Genomic DNA, 16,973 nt, shown 5'->3' with positions numbered 1-16,973 from the left:
ATAATTTTGAGTCATGCCATCAGCATTTCCTTATAAGTTTCTTTTACTTCTTCGCTTGCAATTCTTTAATATGTTCTGCTACATCCAACATCGGTGCTACCCAAATATCTTTTTCATTTTGCTTTAGGTAATTTAATAATTCTCGATGGGCTTTTAGCGAAACGTCTATATTATGCTCCCCGCCTACTCCATGAAATAATAAAACTAAAAGTTTGCCTGATGTTACTGCTCTTTTTACTAAGTCAATCATCTGTTCACCTGTCTGTCCATTAATGGCATAACAATCTGTAGCATATAAGTCTACTTCCTGTAAATTATGCATATCTGACCTTACACCTCTGGCAGCTACAAAATCATTCTTTAAATCGTTCATAAAGTAGGTATCACCAATTTTCATATCGCCACAGGTATAAGCGAAAGTACGTTTTGATTTTCCATCTAACGTTTTTAGCAATATATTGTTCATCTTGATTTCATCAATCATCCTCCTGACAGAATATTTACTCATGTCTTTTTCAGGACTCACCCATTCTCTACCTTTTAAAGACGCATCACAAGGATGAAAGAGGGTATGATTGCCCATTTCATGACCATTTTTAGCCGCGATTTTCCAATCTTCAATACGGTTTTTAAATCCATCTGCATAGCCTATTAAGTAAAATGTTGCTTTGAAACCTAGAGAATCTAATAGAGGAATGGCATTATCTAAATGTACATTTAGCGCATCGTCATAAGTCAATACTACAGCACATTTTTTACCATTCCAAACTTGTTGAGAGCTTTGAGCTAAAGAAATAGAGAACTTAATAAGTATAAAGAATAGAGAGAGTATAGCTTTCAATTTCATATTTGTGGATAATTATTTTGAGATGTTTTTTGATGGCAAGACTCAAAGTAATGCCATCAATTGATTTGGACAAACTATTGACGAACAATTTTAAATTTAACTTTATTGATTTTCGAAGTCCCCTCCTCCTCATTATCAATCGTAGTGTATAAATAAGTAGTATCGTTTACTATTTTAAAAGCAAATTGGGTAGGCCTACCAGTAGCAAGGTTAAAACTTATCAAATCAAGATTATTATTGGGTTCACCCATAAAGTCTGTAAAAATATGGAATGTCTTAAACGTAGGATGTCCAGTTAAACTACCGTCAGGATTAAAATTAAGTTTTGTAGCATGATTCTCAGTATCAATCAATAAATTACTCCCTGTAAATAATTTATCATTTACCATGTATTGAAGCCCCCATGCTACATCTTTCTTGTTATCTGACAAATCAGCTACTTTAGAGAATTGTGTTTTCTCTAAGAGTTCATTCGTTTTGTTAAAATGATACAAAAATAGAAAAGCCTCTTTATCGATAAACTCATAGCCAAGCTCATAATAGTTTGACTTATCTTGATAATCTACGATATTGGTCTTAAAGGTCTTTTTGTTCTGCTTATTTAGATATACATAGAAATTAAGCTCTTCATGATTATTCCAACTTGCCTGAACTTCCAAGCTATCGCCTTTTACATTTCCCCCAATAATTATGGCAACAACTCCTTCAAGTTTATTGGATGATTTTACAGGAGATTTAGTTTTTTCTATCTCATTGATATAGTCTGTTAAAACCCAATTACCATTAAAATCTGATGGAAATTTTTGAGATAAACTGTCAACCAGAACAGGCGTTTTTTCAATTGTCTGTTTCTTTTCATTTGAACAACTTGTCAAAAAGAAGCCTATTATCAGTATAAAAATTAATATCCTCATGGTTAATCTTTTATAGTTAAATTGATATTACAAGAAGATAAAATTTTCATACCAACAACATATAATAATCATGCAAAAAATTGGTCTCCGATAAAAACGAGATGAAATCTCGTTCTACAGTTGTTTTTTCATTTTCCAATGCTGTATTTCTCCAAAGAGTAAATATGAATCTGCATAGATTTCATAGCCGATAGCTTTATAAAAATCAAGGGCATTGATGCGGGCATCGAGTATAATTTCTTCTAAGCCTTTTGATTTCCCTAAATTTTCTAAATATTTCATCAAGAATTTACCGACGCCTTTACCTTGGGCATTTTTAGACACCGCCACACATCGTACTTGTCCTTGCGTAGCTGAATTCATTTGTAAACGAGCTACTCCTAGCAGTTCATCTGTTTCACTATCAATCGCCATCACATGGTCTGCTTCGTTTTCATCTGCTAATACTTCGCTCCCTTTTTTCTGATGCCAAGGTTCACGCAATACTACGAACCGTAAATCATAATATTTTTCCCATTCTGATGGCGTACTTGGTATTTTGGCAATAAGCATTTTTTTTTGAGCTGTAAGCTTTAAGCAATGAGCTTTGAGCTTTTTTTAGTTTTTAAATAATGAAGTTAACTTAATGTTGTCATAAATTACTGATAGCTTAAACTAAAGAAATAACTATGTTTTTTTAGCTGTAAGTTTTGAGCAATGAGCTTATTTTAGTTTTTTACTTCGTACTATCATAAAAGCTCAAGGCTGATAGCTCACAGCTCAAAGCTGTTATAATTCCTTTACTTCACCAGAAACGCCTAATTCTGAAAAAAGGCGTTGCCAATAGGTAGAAATCGCAGGATTGTTAAGCTTTCTAGAAGCAGTGGGTTCAAAAGGTTTAGCAATAAAAATTTCTGCCATGCTAATATTGGGTAAAACACTTTGCAAACGAGCAGCATCTTCCCTAGCCCAACCTACCGCAGAAGCATCATCCACGGGTGGTGTTTTGTGGAAATCTCTGCGATTAGTACCCGACATACTTTCTACCATATCAGAAAGGAAATATGCCTTTACTTTAAATCCTTTACCAATTTCATGGTCAATCAATGGTAATGCTGCCTGAATGTCAGTATTATTTTTACTTGTAGAAGTGTTTTGAGAGGTTAAGTGGTTGATAACTACTTTCTTGAATATGCTTCGTTCTTTACCTATTTCCATCGCAAATGCTGTCTTTTGTGCTTCCGCATCTGTGGCACTAGTTCCTTCTGAAATTTCCATTTCTGAACGTGCAACCAATTCAGCTACTTTAGCTTTTGCTGTATTTTCATGGATAAAAAATACTTCTATTTTATCGCCTTTTACTTTGATATTTTCATCAATCAATTCATTAATAATCTTAGTATATTTTTCATAAATGAACTGCTTACTTGGATTTACACTAACTGATTTATCAATAAAAATCATTGAGCAAGTCTTACTTTCGTCGACAGCATTTTCATATTTTGTAGCGGGACTAGAACAGCAAAACAATATGGTACTAGCAATAACAAACAAAAAATATTTTATTTTTTTTCTCATGGTTTTTCAAGGGTTATTATATATTGTGACGGCCGTTAAAAGGTTGGTTTACTGCTTAGTAATTCAAAACTTTTGCAAAATAATCAGATTTGCTTTAGAATCCATCATTACGACAAACTTATCGTTTATCAATATGTTATTATCTTTGAGGCATTATTTAATTTTGACGACTCATGAACAAAAATCAAAAAATATTTCGCTGGGTTTTTATCATTTTCACACTATTGATGGCTGGATTAGCCATACAAATGGGCATGAATACCACCGCTCCGTGGAATAAGAACAAGAATAAGGCAAAGATTGAAATCGGCAAGATAATATACAGACCGTAAATAAATAAAGCTTTGTGCTGGGCCATACTGACAAAAAGTGCCATTGCTCTATATTTTGGCTATGGCACTTTTTAAAAACCCCAAATGATAAGTTATTATCTTTGAACCATAAGTGCTTTTACGATAGGTTCTTTATCGGTTTCTACTTTTACAAAATATTTACCCATTGGCATATTATCGACGTTCAAGCGTATTTTGGTACGAGAAAGTCTTTCTGGATGAGTGTAAAAACTACGTCCGTACACATCTGTAACTACTAATTCCATATTTTTAGCGAATGCCTCCGAATCCAAAAAAGTTTCACTTTGTGCTGGATTAGGATATATATTTAGTTCATAATGCCCTATTTCTTCTTCGTTTGCCAATACAGCAGGTGCTCTAAAAATAGGAAGCGGAGCTGGGTCTACCCCTAACAAAACATTTTTTACCGAACTTTCGCTTGCTCCCATCCAATCTTGTAATACAGCGGCATAAACTTTTCTGAAGTTGTTTTGCAATGTAATATTACCACTTTGTAAGGCTTTTAAATCTGGATTTTTGCCAATCATTTGTTGCTTTACCCCATTGCCAAAAATCAAAAGTGGTGATGCCCAGCCATGGTCTGTGCCATAACTACCATTGGCGGCAGCTCTTCTCCCAAATTCAGAGAATGTCATTCCAGCTACTTTGTCTTGTGTGCCTTGTGCCTTTAAATCATCCATAAATGCTTTGATGCCCTCAGAAAGTCTGCCCATCAGTGTAGCATGAGTCCCCGTTGTGGTATCACTTGCCACTACTTGTGAGGCATGGGTATCAAATCCGCCTAATGACACAAAATAGATTTTGGTTTGTAAGCCTCCGTGAATCATTCTAGCTACAATTTTTAATTGATCTGCCAACGTATTTGAGGTAGGATAGGAAACCAAATTTTTGCCTTTTTCAGCGGCAATTTTCAAGGACGAAGCATAAGCAACTGATGAAATTTGCTGTTGGCGAACAAAAGCAGTGTATTTACCAGCTGGTGTATTCGGCAATGACCCCGGAATTACGCTAGGCTTGTCACCAATAATTTTGTAAAAAGTATCAGGGTCTTGAATAGCCAATGCAGATGAAACAGAACTTGTATTGAATACTGTCGATGAAATAGAAGCTATTTGAACAGCCAAAGGGTCTGGGTTAGCCGTATTCGGGTAATCGTCCGCAAAATTAGGGTATTTACCTTCAATATACCGCCCAAGCCAACCCGAAGTAGAGAATTGATTAGCATTTGTAGCTGTAAACCATATATCACTCGCTCTGAAATGTGAAAAGCTTGGATTGTCATATCCTGCTGCTTGTATAATAGATAGTTTACCTTCATTGAATAGCGTTTGTAATCCCTTCATAGAAGGGTGCAAACCAGTTGCTTGATAGCCATTTAATGATAATACCTTAGCCTCTGGAATAGCAATACTTCCTCTGAAATTACTGGCAGTATAGGTAGAATATTGGTCTAATGGTAATACCATATTGAGTCCATCATTGCCTCCAGCTAATTGAATTACTACTAAAATACGCTCGTTCACATCTGCAACCTTTAGCATTTCCTGCATAAAAGGGGTAGTTGCTTCCGTATGTGCTTTGGCTCCGAAACCATCTAGCAAAAATGGCAACAACAAAGACGAACCAGTATATTGAATAAAATCTCTACGTTTCATTACTCAAAATCAGGATAATGTGGATTATGTTATTTTGTAGTTTCTCTAATTATTTAGCTATCAACTTAACCCATCTGAAATTCCGCTAATCGGAGTAAGTAGGTAAACAGCCTATCTAAACGACTTTTTACGGCAGTCTTTTTATTGTTATTATTAGGGTCATCAATATGGTCTGTCCAGATTGTAATCCATTCGTAGTAAGGTTGACCAGCCATCAATACTTCTTCTACTAAATATTTATTTTGTTCGTCGCTAAGGACAACAGCGAAAAGTGGCTGTGTTAATGCTTTCACTAAGCCATAAGGCTCTTTAGGATTACTGGTGTTTTTAGCAAGAGCAATGGAATCAAAAGTTAGTTTCAGAGAAGTTGAACCCTTTACGATGATATCGGTAAATGAACCTTTTAAAGCAAGCGTTGTTGAATTTATCCAAATTTCGTAGAAATCGGTATCATAATATGGTCGCCAGCCAAATACGCTAGGTTGTTCCAATACTTCCATTTGCTGTTCGCGTGCCCTAGTAAAAAAGTAAGTAGTAGCATTATCGAAAGTCAAGCGGTCTGTTAAGGGGTCGGGTAGTTGATAATTAAACGTTCGTAGTGTTCCAATGACCAAATCTAAAGGGGATTTTATTTGCGAACCCAACAGATTTATATCGAAAAAATGCTGACTTTTCAACAATGCTTCAATGACAGGTTTAATTTCATAATTTTTCCGAAATATGGTTGCTAAGGGCTCTATTACTTCTTTTTCTATTTGTTCAGAAATCTCTGCTTGTACAAACCAGCGATAGAACTTACGCACGATAAACAACGCTGTTGCCTTTTGGGCAAGGATTAAATCAATAAATTCTGTCAATTCTTCGTCTCCAGCGGTGGCCGTGGTACGTCCCTTAATGGTTTTATTTTGATAGAATGTTGAAAACACTTTGTCTTTAGTATCGTGCTGACTAATTCTAAATTCTGTTCCAATATCTGGCTTAGTAATATCTCTGTAACCGATAGTACGCCAACCAGTTAACACCCTCGCAGCAGCTTTCACATCGTCTTCATTATAATTCCCAATACCAATCGTAAATAATTCTTGGAGTTCACGAGCGTAGTTTTCATTAGATTTTGTTGCTGTATTTTGGTCATTATCTAGGTATTTCAGCATTGCAGGGTCTTTGCTTACCTCAATGACGAATTGCCTGAAATTGCCTAAAGCATATTTACGCATCAACTGCAAATAGCTATACATAAATCGGGCATCTGAAGCTTCGGTGGTTGTTGAAACAAAATGATTTTGCCAAAAAAGTGTCATTTTCTCAATGATTGAAACAGGTTGTTTAATCATTAATCCAATCCACCAATACTTTAATTGTTTGCGTGCATTGCTATCGTAAGTATTCCTATCAGCATCTGTTGCAGCATTATTTCCCCATGATAAATTATGAAAAGTTGTACCATCTTTAAGGGTAGGATGTGTTGGTGTTGGCTGACTTGCTAAAAGTTGAATAACGATTTCGTCAACTTTCTTTCCTGTCCATTCTTTTAATTGAGCTGGCGTGGCTCCAAAGGTAGTTCTACGCAGTAAATGGGCAACCTGCTCACTAGAAAGAGGTTGAGAATAAGTATCAATTAATGCCATGTGATAGCTTAACTTTCAAAACGTTTATAAAGAGAGTTTGAAAGTTAGACAAATATGACATTAAATAGTTTAATTTGGACAAAAAAATCTTTTTCAACTATTTTTAATAGCTATAAGTATTAGCAAATAAGCTAATAGACTTTATGATAATTGCTTACAAAAATAGCTACCCTCAGTATTAAAATTTTGGGGTAGCTAAGTAAGAGTTGTGAATTGAGAGTGATGAGTTGTCTTTGCAGCCGAGGTTTAAAACCTTGATATATAACACTTTAATTCATACACTAACGCTGTTTATTTTACATAGAGTACTATAAGTACAAATTATTTATTCAATATTCGTTTAATATCGTTTGCTTGTGTAAGGTACTCTCCGAACTTCTCGTAGCTGTCTGAAATCATCAGCCCTTTGAATTTCAATAAGGTAGTAATATAAGCATCTAGCACATCGATGATGTTTTCTTGGTTTTGTCTGAAAATTGGAATCCAAGTTTCAGGGCTTGACTTAGCCAAACGAACCGTTGATTCAAAACCAGTACTTGCCAAATTGAAAATACTTTCTTCATCTTTTTCTTTGGCTAACACTGTTGATGCCAACGCAAAAGAACAAATATGCGAAATATGTGAAATATAGGCAGTATGTATATCGTGAGCAGTAGAATCCAAATAAGTAATTCTCATTTTTAATCCTTCCACATACATTTTCTTAACTAATTCTACCAATTCTGGTTTAGAATCTTCAATATCACAAAGCACGCAGTTTTTATGATCAAACAGGTTTCTGATAGCAGCTTCTGGTCCTGAGAACTCAGTACCAGCCATCGGGTGAGTAGCGACAAAGTTCGCCCTATTGGGATGATTCTTTACTGCATCAATTACCGCTTTTTTAGTAGAACCTACTTCTATCACCACTTGGTTTTCAGTAATCTGATTTAATACCTCTGGCAATAAAGTAAGCAAGGCATCTACAGGAACAGCCAAAATAATAATATCCGACTGCTTAATGGCATCTTGCAAAAGTGCGATACGGTCTATTAGTTTTAATTCTAATGCCTTAATAATGTGTTCAGTTTTGTTATCAACACCTATGATGGTATCAGCAAAACCATTTTCTTTTAAACTCAAAGCCATTGAACCACCAATAAGCCCAAGTCCAACTACTGAAATAGTCATAATTTTGTATTTGGCTTTGAGCTTCAAGCTTTGAGCAATGAGCTTTAAGCTTTGAGCGATGAGCCTTTATTTTTTAAAATCTTTTTTCTTAATAATCTTTTACGCTAAAAAGCTTTCAAGTCTTCTATCTTAGGTCTTGAGTCTTTTATCCTAAAGTCCTGAAGTCTTATAGTCTTTTATCTTTGAAATCGCCTCCTCAAAAACTGAAACCTCTGCACATAAAGAAGTACGAATGTAGCCATCTCCTGCTGAGCCAAAGATTCCCCCCGGAGTAATAAATACGCCTGTTTTCGCTAGAATTTCATCAGATAATTCATATCCCGTTTGATAGTTAGCAGGAATTTTAGCCCATACAAACATTCCTGCTTGATTATGGTCGTATTCACAATTTAGTAAATCCATTAATTCAAAAACCTTCATTTGGCGTTCTTTATAGACAGCATTTAGTTCCTCAAACCAAGCAGGTGGATTTTCTAATGCTTTTACTGCTGCCATTTGCAAAGGCAAAAACATACCAGAATCCATGTTAGATTTGAAGCATAATACTGGATTAATAAACTCAGCTTTCCCCACTAAAACACCTAAACGCCAGCCAGCCATATTATGCGACTTTGACAGTGAGTTTAATTCTAGGGCTACTTCTTTCATTCCTTCTACGGCCAACATACTTTGTGGGTCGTCGTTTAGGATAAAGCTGTATGGATTGTCGTTTATGATTAAGATATTATTGGCCAAAGCAAAATCCCTAAGCTCTTCAAAAAAGGCTTTATTCGCTTTTGCTCCCGTTGGCATATGTGGATAGTTTACCCACATCAATTTCACTTTTGATAAGTCTTGTTCTGCTAGCTTTTTCAAATCGGGCAACCATCCGTTTTCTTCCGAAAGGTCATAAGCCACTACCGTTGCACCCGTCAACAATGAAGCAGCACGATAGGTTGGATACCCAGGGTTTGGCACTAAAACTTCGTCGCCAGCTTCCAAATAGGCCATAGAAATGTGCATAACACCTTCTTTTGAGCCTATTAAAGGCAATACTTCATTGACAGGATTTACACTTACTCCATAAGCATTTTGGTAAAAGGTAGCGAAACCTTCACGCAAAGCAGGAATACCTACATAGCTTTGATAGGCATGGTTTTTAGGATTCTGAGCAGCCGTTGCCAATGCTGAAATAGTCTCAGCAGAGGGTGGTAAGTCGGGACTACCGATGCCCAAATTCAATACGTCAATACCTGAGGCACGCATTTCTGCGATTTGTTTTAGCTTGGTCGAGAAGTAATACTCCTGTACCAAATCCATTCGGGAAGCTGGTTTTACATTCATTGGTTAAAAACCTCATCGAACTTGCGAAAAGGCACAAAAAAAACCGACTTTTTCAAGTCGGTTTGTGTATATGTATTTTTTGAATTTCAAAAAGATTAGTCAAAACACAACCGACTGCTACTGCGCGTAGTAGTAATAATAAGTACGGTATGTGTTCGCTGCATTATTCATGACTTCAAAGGTAATGTGATTTTTTTATTTTGACAAGTGTTTATGATGAGAATCAAAAATTTGATTCTTTATAGTCGCTCAATAGCTAAGAATTATCTATTTCTAAAACGATTAATCGTTTTCACCAATACTCTTTTAGTACTTACTTTAACAGTATTAATGGCTGATAGCACTTTTGTCTTTGGCTTCGGTTTTAAAGAAACATTATAGTTTTCTAATAAATGTTTCTTGGCTAATTCTTCTGAATTCCAATAAATATCTGAGTTAGAATACGCACTGATGCCATTTCCTAATGAGTTAAAGGGCGAATGTGTTGCAAAATCTTCTAGCCTATGATGCTTAAAAACATAACCTTGATTTACCATCTGGTGAAACCAAACTGTACCCCAGTCATTTCCGCCCCAGCCTGCAGCGAACGTAACATTATTACCTTTGGGCAAGGAGCTTTCACGATAAATAGCTGTACTAATTAAAGCGGCATGTTCATTTAAACGACATTCTGGTAATGGATGAATTTTATCTTCATGGATTAATCGCATCGTTACTTCCCTTCTTGGAATATCATGGCGATTCATCATTTCAATTAATTCATTCTTTGTAGGCTTATACTGATCGAAAGTACTAGACTTACATTTGTTCTCAAAAGCAGCAGGACATACCCAACACTGACCAATCGCTCCTGTACCAGCTAATTTTTCAGTCCCCTTTTCAAATGTTGCTAACATTTGTCCTACAGCGTCATCATGAAAAAGGCAATCGTTATGAATAACCAATACATAGTCTTGTGTAGAGTTTTCAAAAACATATTGATAAGGAATTTGATAACGATACTGGGCATCTTTTCGAGTTCTTTCAAAATCCAGTTCCCCCAAATTATAAAAATACTTAGGTTTAAAGTATACTATTGGCTCATCTTTTAAAACTTGCTTCAATAGGTACATCCCATTTGAATCTTTTTGTGGTTGGTTCTTTTCTACTGTAACATAGATTTTGTTAATATGCTCTCTACTATATTTCAACAAACTTTTAATGGCTAGAATTGTATGGAAAGGCTTACCATATAAGCAAACACTTACATCGACTTTCTTTTTTGAACGGTTACTCATAAAAATTATAATCTTAGTGGTATGTATGGTTTTAATAAATAATGGGCATGTCCAATCACCTCACAATTCTAGTAGTATAAAATGGAGATAATAAAATTAGCAGAGCTAGGCTTAGTAGTATAAGTAATAGTGGTAATTACTTATTTCTGAGCACATGTCTTAGATTGTAATCTTTCCTGAAGTCAGGTAAAATGATATGATTTTAGTCACAAAGTTTTCTATTCATGTAGATACAAACAGTATAGAACATCTGCTATTAAATCGTTAGGTCGAAATTAATATTGATTTTAATATTTATGAACTAATAAGACATTTATTTTCGAAGATTTAATACTTTACGAAATTTCCTTAACTAAGTCAAACACCAAATCAGATTCAAAACCCTTACTTAATGCATAGCTTACTAGCTTCTGTTTGCGTTTTAGGGGATTGCTTTCTTTGATTTCTTTAGATTTCTTTTCAAGGATTTCAGCCAGTGTTTGGATATAGTCTTCGTCATCTATTTCGCTCATGCCTGCTTTCAAACAATATTCAGATATGCCACGCATTTTTAGCTCTTGACGAATCTTTAATCTTCCCCAACGTTTCTGTCGGAATTTGCTTCCTGCAAATATTCTGGCGAAGCGTTCTTCATTAAGATAATTATTCTCAATCAACCAGACAATCATCTCTTCGGCTTCGTCGCCTATTACTTCCAATTCTGATAACCTTTTACGTACTTCCTGTTGGGTGCGTTCTTGATAGGCACAAAAATTGGCGACTTTCACGAGGGCTTCTTTATTCATGTTTAATAAGGGTACTCTATTTTCGTAATTTATCTTTTTTGAAAGAATCCATTGCTACATAAATCACTCTACCGATTAAGCCAAAACCAGCAATACTGCCGAAAATAATGGCAAATAGCGTTTTTTCACTTAATCCTATTTCAAAAAGACTTAAAATAGCCCAAATAAAAAAAGCAACTAACATCACTCCCGCAACAACCAATAGTATATAGGCTATCGTTTTCATTTCTTTCGTCAAGATTTAATTTGTGTTTTATGTAAGACTGATAACTTTCTTACAAAGATGAAAGTTTCATAGATAAAAGTCTCATTTATCTATGAAAAACTTATCTTTGAGCATTGGCGTTTCCACTTTGAGGGTAAGTTGATTGAAAGTAAAAAATTAAAATAATGAATCCAGATGTAATGCAAGCTCCTGTGGCAGCGATAAAGCCACATCCTATGACGCTACACGGCGACACTCGTCAAGATAATTATTATTGGTTGAATGAACCCGAAAATACAGAAGTTATTGAATACCTTAATGCAGAAAATGCCTATACAGATGCCGTAATGGCACCTACTAAGCCCTTACAAGAAGCCCTTTTCAATGAAATGAAGGGCAGAGTGAAGGAAAACGACGAGTCTGTTCCAGTAAAAGATGGCAATTATTACTACTATTCTAGGTATATTGAAGGCGGAGAATATCCTTTGTATTGTAGAAAAAAGGGTTCTTTAGATGCAGAAGAACAGATTATGTTAGATGGAAACATAATGGCAGAAGGATTGTCTTACTTCAGTATTGGCGGTTATGAAATATCAGATAATGAACAAATATTAGCGTATGGAATAGATACCGTTAGTAGAAGAAACTATACCTTGAAGTTTAAAGATTTAACAACGGGTGAAATATTAGCTGACGAAATTCCTAATACAGAAGGCGGAGCTTATGCTTGGGCGACTGATAATAAAACGATATTTTATATGGTGCGTGACCAACAGACTTTGCTGGCATCAAAAGTATATCGCCATGAAATAGGCACGCCAATAGCATCAGACGTTTTGGTTTATACCGAAGAAGACCCACAGTTTTATATGGGCTTGGGTAGAATGAAATCAAAGAAATACATCATTTCGGTTTCGGAACAAAATGGTGTCTCCACAGAATACCGTTTGTTAGAGGCCTCCAACCCAACAGGACAATTTGTTCCTTTCTATCCACGAGAAGAGGGCTTAGAATATTCTATCGAGCATTTTGAAGATAAGTTTTATATCAGAACAAACGTGGATGATGCTATTAACTTCAAATTAATGGAAGTATCGGAAGGCCAAAGTGCAGATATAACCAATTGGAAAGAGGTAGTTCCACATCGTGAAGATACTTATCTGGATGGCATGGAGGTTTTTAAAAACCATCTGGTTTTACAGGAACGACGCAATGCTTTGATACATATTCGTATTATCAATCAAGCTACGCAGGCAGAACATTATATTCAATTTAATGAAACGGCCTATGATGCTGGGGTTTCTTCAAACCCAGATTTTGAAACGAATATTCTTCGGTACTCATATACTTCGCTGTCGACGCCCTCTTCTGTGTATGATTATGATATGGATAGTCAAACTCAAACCCTGATGAAAGAACAAACGGTTTTGGGCGAGTTTGATAAAGATGATTATGTCAGCGAACGCCTGTATGCTACTGCTAGAGATGGTATTAAAATACCAATTTCTATTGTGTATAAAAAAGGATTTAAAAGGGATGGCTCTCAACCGCTACTCCAATACGCTTATGGTTCATATGGCTATTCGATAGACCCTTATTTTTCTGCTGCCCGACTAAGCTTGCTAAATCGTGGCTTTGCTTTTGCTATTGCGCATATCCGTGGTGGACAGGAAATGGGAAGACAATGGTATGAAGATGGCAAGTTGTTAAAGAAGCTAAATACTTTCAATGATTTCATCGATGTTTCGGAATATTTGATAGCAGAGCAATGGACATCCAAAGATAAGCTTTTTGCCAATGGTGGCTCTGCGGGCGGTTTATTGATGGGCGCTGTAACCAATATGCGTCCAGATTTATACAAAGGTATTTTGGCGGCAGTGCCTTTTGTAGATGTAGTAACTACTATGCTTGACGAAAGCATTCCTTTGACTACTGGCGAATGGGAAGAATGGGGAAATCCTAAACAAAAAGAATATTACGATTATATGAAATCGTATTCGCCTGTTGATAATGTAGAAGCAAAGGATTATCCGAATATGTTGGTAACAACAGGCTTGCACGATTCGCAAGTACAGTATTTTGAACCTGCCAAATGGGTAGCGAAATTACGTGCGTTAAAAACCAACAATAATCTATTGTTGATGCATACAGACATGGAAGCAGGTCATGGTGGAGCATCGGGCAGATTCAAGCGTTTTCATGATATAGCGTTGGAGTATGCTTTTATGTTGAATTTGATGGGAATCTATGCTTGAGTGAGGAGTTTCTTGAATGAGGAGTTGTGAGTGCGGAGTTCGGAATCCTTTTTCATGCTTGCCTGTTATGCCATAAAATAACTTCGTAGGAGTTAAATATCGGTAGGTAAATATCTCAACACAAGTCCCATAGGAACGACATATTTATATTATTCCTTCTTTCATTTTTGAAAACTCTTTTTACAAATCTCCTTCTCGTCTGATAAGGAGGTTTGTTTGTTTTAGAGTGAATTCTATTTACTTTTGAATAAAGAAAAACACTAAAGGAATGTTAATAAAATCGCTTTCATTAAAAGAATTCAAATGCTTTGAGCAAGTAGATATAGACTTTGGAAAAATCACTTTACTCACGGGTGCAAACAGCAGTGGGAAAAGCTCGCTGATTAACGCTTTGTTGGGAATTATGCAGAGCAAATATTTCCCTGAATACTTTGCTTTAAATGGTGAATTGGTGAATATGGGTGGTTTTGATGATGTGTTGAGGAAGAAGTCGAAAGAAAAAGTATTTGAGATTAACATTATCATAGGTAATTACGAAAAGTATTCAACAAAATGGACATTAAATCCTCTAACAGAACAACCAATTTTAATCGAATTTAAGAATCAAGAGATACAAATAATAAGAAAAACGAGCGATTTTACCATAGCCATAATAGAATTATATATAACTAAAGAAGTCTTTCAAAAAGCGAAAAAAATAGCTTCTAAAAAAGAACAAGAATTAATACGTGAAGCTACCATTTTTCAAATATTTTATAATCCAATCATAATTCCGACAATTATAGATGGCGAATATCAATTAGAATACTTAGATAGCTCTAATGTTTTAATTAAAACTAATAAACTATTCAATGAAGTGACAAAAAGCTTAAACACAATTAAATTTGAGTACAAAGATCTTCATTTTTTTAACTTCAATTATTTAGGCTCATTTCGTTTACCTCCAGAAAGAACATATTATAGAAAACCAAATTCTAATAAAATAGGTGTCAACGGAGAAGGGTACATTGACCAAATAATTGAATGGGAAGAATCTAATCATGAGAAATTTCAAGAATTAGTAGAAGCAGTTACAGATTTAGGACTTTTCCATGCCATTGAATCTAACAAGATGAAAGGTGGAAGATTTGAATTAAATGTAAAAGTAAATGAAAATAGTGCTTTAGCTTCTTTAACAGATGTAGGTTTTGGGATTAGTCAGTTTCTTCCCATTATTGTGGCAGATTTACAATTAAGTGATGAATCTTGTTTAGCAGTTTCACAGCCAGAGATACATTTGCACCCTAAAATTCAGGCTACTTTGGGAGATTATTTTGCAAAGCAAGTTAAAGAAACTGAAAAGCAATATATTGTAGAAACACATTCGGAATATTTAATCAATCGTCTTCGCCTTTTAATTGTTAAGGGAGAACTACAACCCGAAGATGTAAAATTATATTATATGGAAAACGATGGTGATAAAACTACTACTTATCCCATTGAATTAACAACGGATGGACAAATCAAAAATGCTCCACAGGGATTTTTTGATACTTATGAAATGGATGTAATGGATATAGCCTTATTTGCTTCTGCACAATGAAAAAAGATATTTTTATTGATAACAATATTGCCAGTCGTTTTAAAAACCCTGCTGACCCAGCCTATATAAAATTAAGAGATTGGCTTATCAAATACACAGAAATTAAAGAAGGTGAAATTGATATAAATGCACATTTAGTAGTTTCTCAAAAATTATTAAATGAGTACAGTCGCTCGAATCAAAACGTCAAAGAAGGTCAAAATATCATTGCTATCATCGGGAGGCTTCAAAAACAAGGTCGTTTAGTTTTTATCAAAAATCAAGCAATTAAAGATTTTCAACAAATTCATTTTACTAAAAAGGTAGAAAAGAAACTCACTTGTAACCAAGAAGATAGAGAACATATTCCTACCGTTTTGTTATCTCATCGAAAATATGTATTGAGTATTGATGATGCTTTTGTTACTGACTTAATCAATTTTCCAGCCTTTACTGTTACTGCTTGCAAACGCCCAGAAGATTTACTTTATCATGAATAAATTCCATAATAAAATAGTCTGGATTACAGGAGCTTCGTCAGGAATTGGCGAAGCTCTTGCTTATCAATTTGCTAAGGAAGGAGCAAAATTGGTGCTTTCAGCCAGACGAGAACAGGAATTACAAAGAGTAGCTAACACCACGGGCTTGACTCCCGAAAACGTTTTGGTTTTACCAATGGATATGCTACGATTTGAGCTATTTCCTGAAAAAGTAAATACTGTGTTGGCTTATTTCGGACAAATAGATGTGGTTGTTCAAAATGCAGGCATTACCCAACGTTCATTTGTAAAAGACACTGATTTCAAAGTTTACCGAGATATTATGGAATTGGATTTTTTCAGTACTGTTGCATTGACAAAAGCTATTCTTCCACATTTTAGTGAAAGAAAAACAGGTCATTTTGTAGCGATTAGCAGCGTAGCAGGAAAAATTGGGACACCTCTTAGAAGTGGATATTGTGCAGCAAAACATGCTTTAATTGCCTTTTTTGATTCATTAAGAGCGGAGACTTGGCAAGACAACATACAGGTAACAGTAGTTTGTCCGGGATATATCAATACGCCTATTTCACTGTATGCCTTAGATGGAAAAGGAAATGTTCATGGCAAAATGGATAGCAACCAAAGTCGTGGTATGAGTCCCGAAACTTGTGCGAAAAGAATTGTTAAAGCTGTTAAGCATAACAAAAAAGAAGTATACATTGGCGGAATGTTTGAAGTAATGGCTGTATACTTAAAACGATATTTCCCCGCCATCGTCTATAAAATGGTTCAGAAAGTAAATACTGCGAAATAATTTGAAGATTTGAGAATTTGAAGATTTGAAAATGGATTAATATTATTGAATAGCCCCAAATAAAACAATTGAAGATTTGAAATTGAATTAATATTATTGAATTAGACTCCAATAAAATAATTGAAGATTTGAGAATGTGTTAATATT

At 35.1% G+C, this 16,973-nt stretch carries 16 protein-coding genes; 5 read left to right on the top strand and 11 right to left on the bottom strand.

Annotation, left to right across the window (positions count from 1 at the left end; translation table 11 throughout):
- Positions 1-43: 43 nt before the first annotated feature.
- The 4 genes from AC07XN_RS09455 to AC07XN_RS09440 all read right to left on the bottom strand — a co-directional run bounded on the left by AC07XN_RS09455 (position 44) and on the right by AC07XN_RS09440 (position 3,318).
- A complete protein-coding gene (locus AC07XN_RS09455) occupies positions 44-847 on the bottom strand; it encodes a polysaccharide deacetylase family protein (RefSeq protein ID WP_309913817.1) in 804 nt (267 codons plus the stop codon).
- Between the two features lie 74 nt (positions 848-921).
- Positions 922-1,761, bottom strand: a complete 840-nt coding sequence (locus AC07XN_RS09450; RefSeq protein ID WP_494742857.1) for a hypothetical protein — start codon at positions 1,759-1,761, stop codon at positions 922-924.
- A 114-nt stretch (positions 1,762-1,875) separates the two neighbouring features.
- Entirely contained in the window at positions 1,876-2,313 is a 438-nt protein-coding gene (locus tag AC07XN_RS09445) for a GNAT family N-acetyltransferase (protein ID WP_494742856.1), read from the bottom strand.
- A gap of 216 nt (positions 2,314-2,529) precedes the next feature.
- A complete protein-coding gene (locus AC07XN_RS09440; protein ID WP_309913808.1) occupies positions 2,530-3,318 on the bottom strand; it encodes a hypothetical protein in 789 nt (262 codons plus the stop codon).
- 173 nt (positions 3,319-3,491) lie between these two features.
- Here AC07XN_RS09440 and AC07XN_RS09435 point away from each other — a divergent pair, with 173 nt between their 5' ends.
- Positions 3,492-3,650, top strand: a complete 159-nt coding sequence (locus tag AC07XN_RS09435) for a hypothetical protein (RefSeq protein WP_494742855.1) — start codon at positions 3,492-3,494, stop codon at positions 3,648-3,650.
- A 95-nt stretch (positions 3,651-3,745) separates the two neighbouring features.
- Here the strand turns inward: AC07XN_RS09435 and AC07XN_RS09430 are convergent, their stop codons facing one another.
- The 7 genes from AC07XN_RS09430 to AC07XN_RS09400 all read right to left on the bottom strand — a co-directional run bounded on the left by AC07XN_RS09430 (position 3,746) and on the right by AC07XN_RS09400 (position 11,735).
- Positions 3,746-5,326, bottom strand: coding sequence for a DUF1501 domain-containing protein (locus AC07XN_RS09430; RefSeq protein ID WP_494742854.1), 1,581 nt, complete (start codon positions 5,324-5,326; stop codon positions 3,746-3,748).
- A 65-nt stretch (positions 5,327-5,391) separates the two neighbouring features.
- Positions 5,392-6,954, bottom strand: a complete 1,563-nt coding sequence (locus AC07XN_RS09425) for a DUF1800 domain-containing protein (RefSeq protein ID WP_494742853.1) — start codon at positions 6,952-6,954, stop codon at positions 5,392-5,394.
- Positions 6,955-7,275: 321 nt separating this feature from the next.
- The gene (locus AC07XN_RS09420; RefSeq protein WP_494742852.1) at positions 7,276-8,124 is read right to left on the bottom strand and encodes a prephenate dehydrogenase; all 849 of its coding nucleotides are present in this window, start codon (positions 8,122-8,124) and stop codon (positions 7,276-7,278) included.
- Positions 8,125-8,274: 150 nt separating this feature from the next.
- A complete protein-coding gene (locus AC07XN_RS09415; protein WP_494742851.1) occupies positions 8,275-9,447 on the bottom strand; it encodes a pyridoxal phosphate-dependent aminotransferase in 1,173 nt (390 codons plus the stop codon).
- A 263-nt stretch (positions 9,448-9,710) separates the two neighbouring features.
- The gene (locus tag AC07XN_RS09410; protein WP_494742850.1) at positions 9,711-10,724 is read right to left on the bottom strand and encodes a hypothetical protein; all 1,014 of its coding nucleotides are present in this window, start codon (positions 10,722-10,724) and stop codon (positions 9,711-9,713) included.
- A 335-nt stretch (positions 10,725-11,059) separates the two neighbouring features.
- On the bottom strand, positions 11,060-11,509 hold the full coding sequence (locus AC07XN_RS09405; RefSeq protein WP_494742849.1) for a regulatory protein RecX: 450 nt from the start codon (positions 11,507-11,509) through the stop codon (positions 11,060-11,062).
- 16 nt (positions 11,510-11,525) lie between these two features.
- Complete coding sequence (locus tag AC07XN_RS09400; RefSeq protein ID WP_494742848.1) at positions 11,526-11,735, bottom strand: hypothetical protein; 210 nt, start codon at positions 11,733-11,735, stop codon at positions 11,526-11,528.
- Between the two features lie 164 nt (positions 11,736-11,899).
- On the opposite strand from AC07XN_RS09400, the gene AC07XN_RS09395 reads away from it, so the two are divergent.
- The 4 genes from AC07XN_RS09395 (at position 11,900) to AC07XN_RS09380 (ending at position 16,826) form a co-directional block, all read left to right on the top strand.
- The gene (locus AC07XN_RS09395) at positions 11,900-13,969 is read left to right on the top strand and encodes a S9 family peptidase (protein ID WP_494742847.1); all 2,070 of its coding nucleotides are present in this window, start codon (positions 11,900-11,902) and stop codon (positions 13,967-13,969) included.
- 268 nt (positions 13,970-14,237) lie between these two features.
- On the top strand, positions 14,238-15,551 hold the full coding sequence (locus AC07XN_RS09390; RefSeq protein WP_494742846.1) for an AAA family ATPase: 1,314 nt from the start codon (positions 14,238-14,240) through the stop codon (positions 15,549-15,551).
- Positions 15,548-16,030, top strand: a complete 483-nt coding sequence (locus tag AC07XN_RS09385) for a hypothetical protein (RefSeq protein ID WP_494742845.1) — start codon at positions 15,548-15,550, stop codon at positions 16,028-16,030. The genes AC07XN_RS09390 and AC07XN_RS09385 overlap by 4 nt, the downstream gene beginning before the upstream one ends.
- A complete protein-coding gene (locus AC07XN_RS09380; protein WP_494742844.1) occupies positions 16,023-16,826 on the top strand; it encodes an SDR family oxidoreductase in 804 nt (267 codons plus the stop codon). Before AC07XN_RS09385 ends, AC07XN_RS09380 begins: the two co-directional genes overlap by 8 nt.
- Positions 16,827-16,973 lie beyond the last annotated feature (147 nt).

The organism is Arcicella sp. GW458-12-2-14-TSB2, assembly GCF_059423785.1.
This window is presented reverse-complemented; position numbering and strand designations above follow the sequence as displayed.

Excerpts from the sequence above, each read along its gene's own strand:
- AC07XN_RS09455 (WP_309913817.1), bottom strand. The coding sequence starts at position 847 with ATGAAATTGAAAGCTATACTCTCTCTATTCTTTATACTTATTAAGTTC.
- AC07XN_RS09450 (WP_494742857.1), bottom strand. The coding sequence starts at position 1,761 with ATGAGGATATTAATTTTTATACTGATAATAGGCTTCTTTTTGACAAGT.
- AC07XN_RS09445 (WP_494742856.1), bottom strand. The coding sequence starts at position 2,313 with ATGCTTATTGCCAAAATACCAAGTACGCCATCAGAATGGGAAAAATAT.
- AC07XN_RS09440 (WP_309913808.1), bottom strand. The coding sequence starts at position 3,318 with ATGAGAAAAAAAATAAAATATTTTTTGTTTGTTATTGCTAGTACCATA.
- AC07XN_RS09435 (WP_494742855.1), top strand. The coding sequence starts at position 3,492 with ATGAACAAAAATCAAAAAATATTTCGCTGGGTTTTTATCATTTTCACA.
- AC07XN_RS09430 (WP_494742854.1), bottom strand. The coding sequence starts at position 5,326 with ATGAAACGTAGAGATTTTATTCAATATACTGGTTCGTCTTTGTTGTTG.
- AC07XN_RS09425 (WP_494742853.1), bottom strand. The coding sequence starts at position 6,954 with ATGGCATTAATTGATACTTATTCTCAACCTCTTTCTAGTGAGCAGGTT.
- AC07XN_RS09420 (WP_494742852.1), bottom strand. The coding sequence starts at position 8,124 with ATGACTATTTCAGTAGTTGGACTTGGGCTTATTGGTGGTTCAATGGCT.
- AC07XN_RS09415 (WP_494742851.1), bottom strand. The coding sequence starts at position 9,447 with ATGAATGTAAAACCAGCTTCCCGAATGGATTTGGTACAGGAGTATTAC.
- AC07XN_RS09410 (WP_494742850.1), bottom strand. The coding sequence starts at position 10,724 with ATGAGTAACCGTTCAAAAAAGAAAGTCGATGTAAGTGTTTGCTTATAT.
- AC07XN_RS09405 (WP_494742849.1), bottom strand. The coding sequence starts at position 11,509 with ATGAATAAAGAAGCCCTCGTGAAAGTCGCCAATTTTTGTGCCTATCAA.
- AC07XN_RS09400 (WP_494742848.1), bottom strand. The coding sequence starts at position 11,735 with ATGAAAACGATAGCCTATATACTATTGGTTGTTGCGGGAGTGATGTTA.
- AC07XN_RS09395 (WP_494742847.1), top strand. The coding sequence starts at position 11,900 with ATGAATCCAGATGTAATGCAAGCTCCTGTGGCAGCGATAAAGCCACAT.
- AC07XN_RS09390 (WP_494742846.1), top strand. The coding sequence starts at position 14,238 with ATGTTAATAAAATCGCTTTCATTAAAAGAATTCAAATGCTTTGAGCAA.
- AC07XN_RS09385 (WP_494742845.1), top strand. The coding sequence starts at position 15,548 with ATGAAAAAAGATATTTTTATTGATAACAATATTGCCAGTCGTTTTAAA.
- AC07XN_RS09380 (WP_494742844.1), top strand. The coding sequence starts at position 16,023 with ATGAATAAATTCCATAATAAAATAGTCTGGATTACAGGAGCTTCGTCA.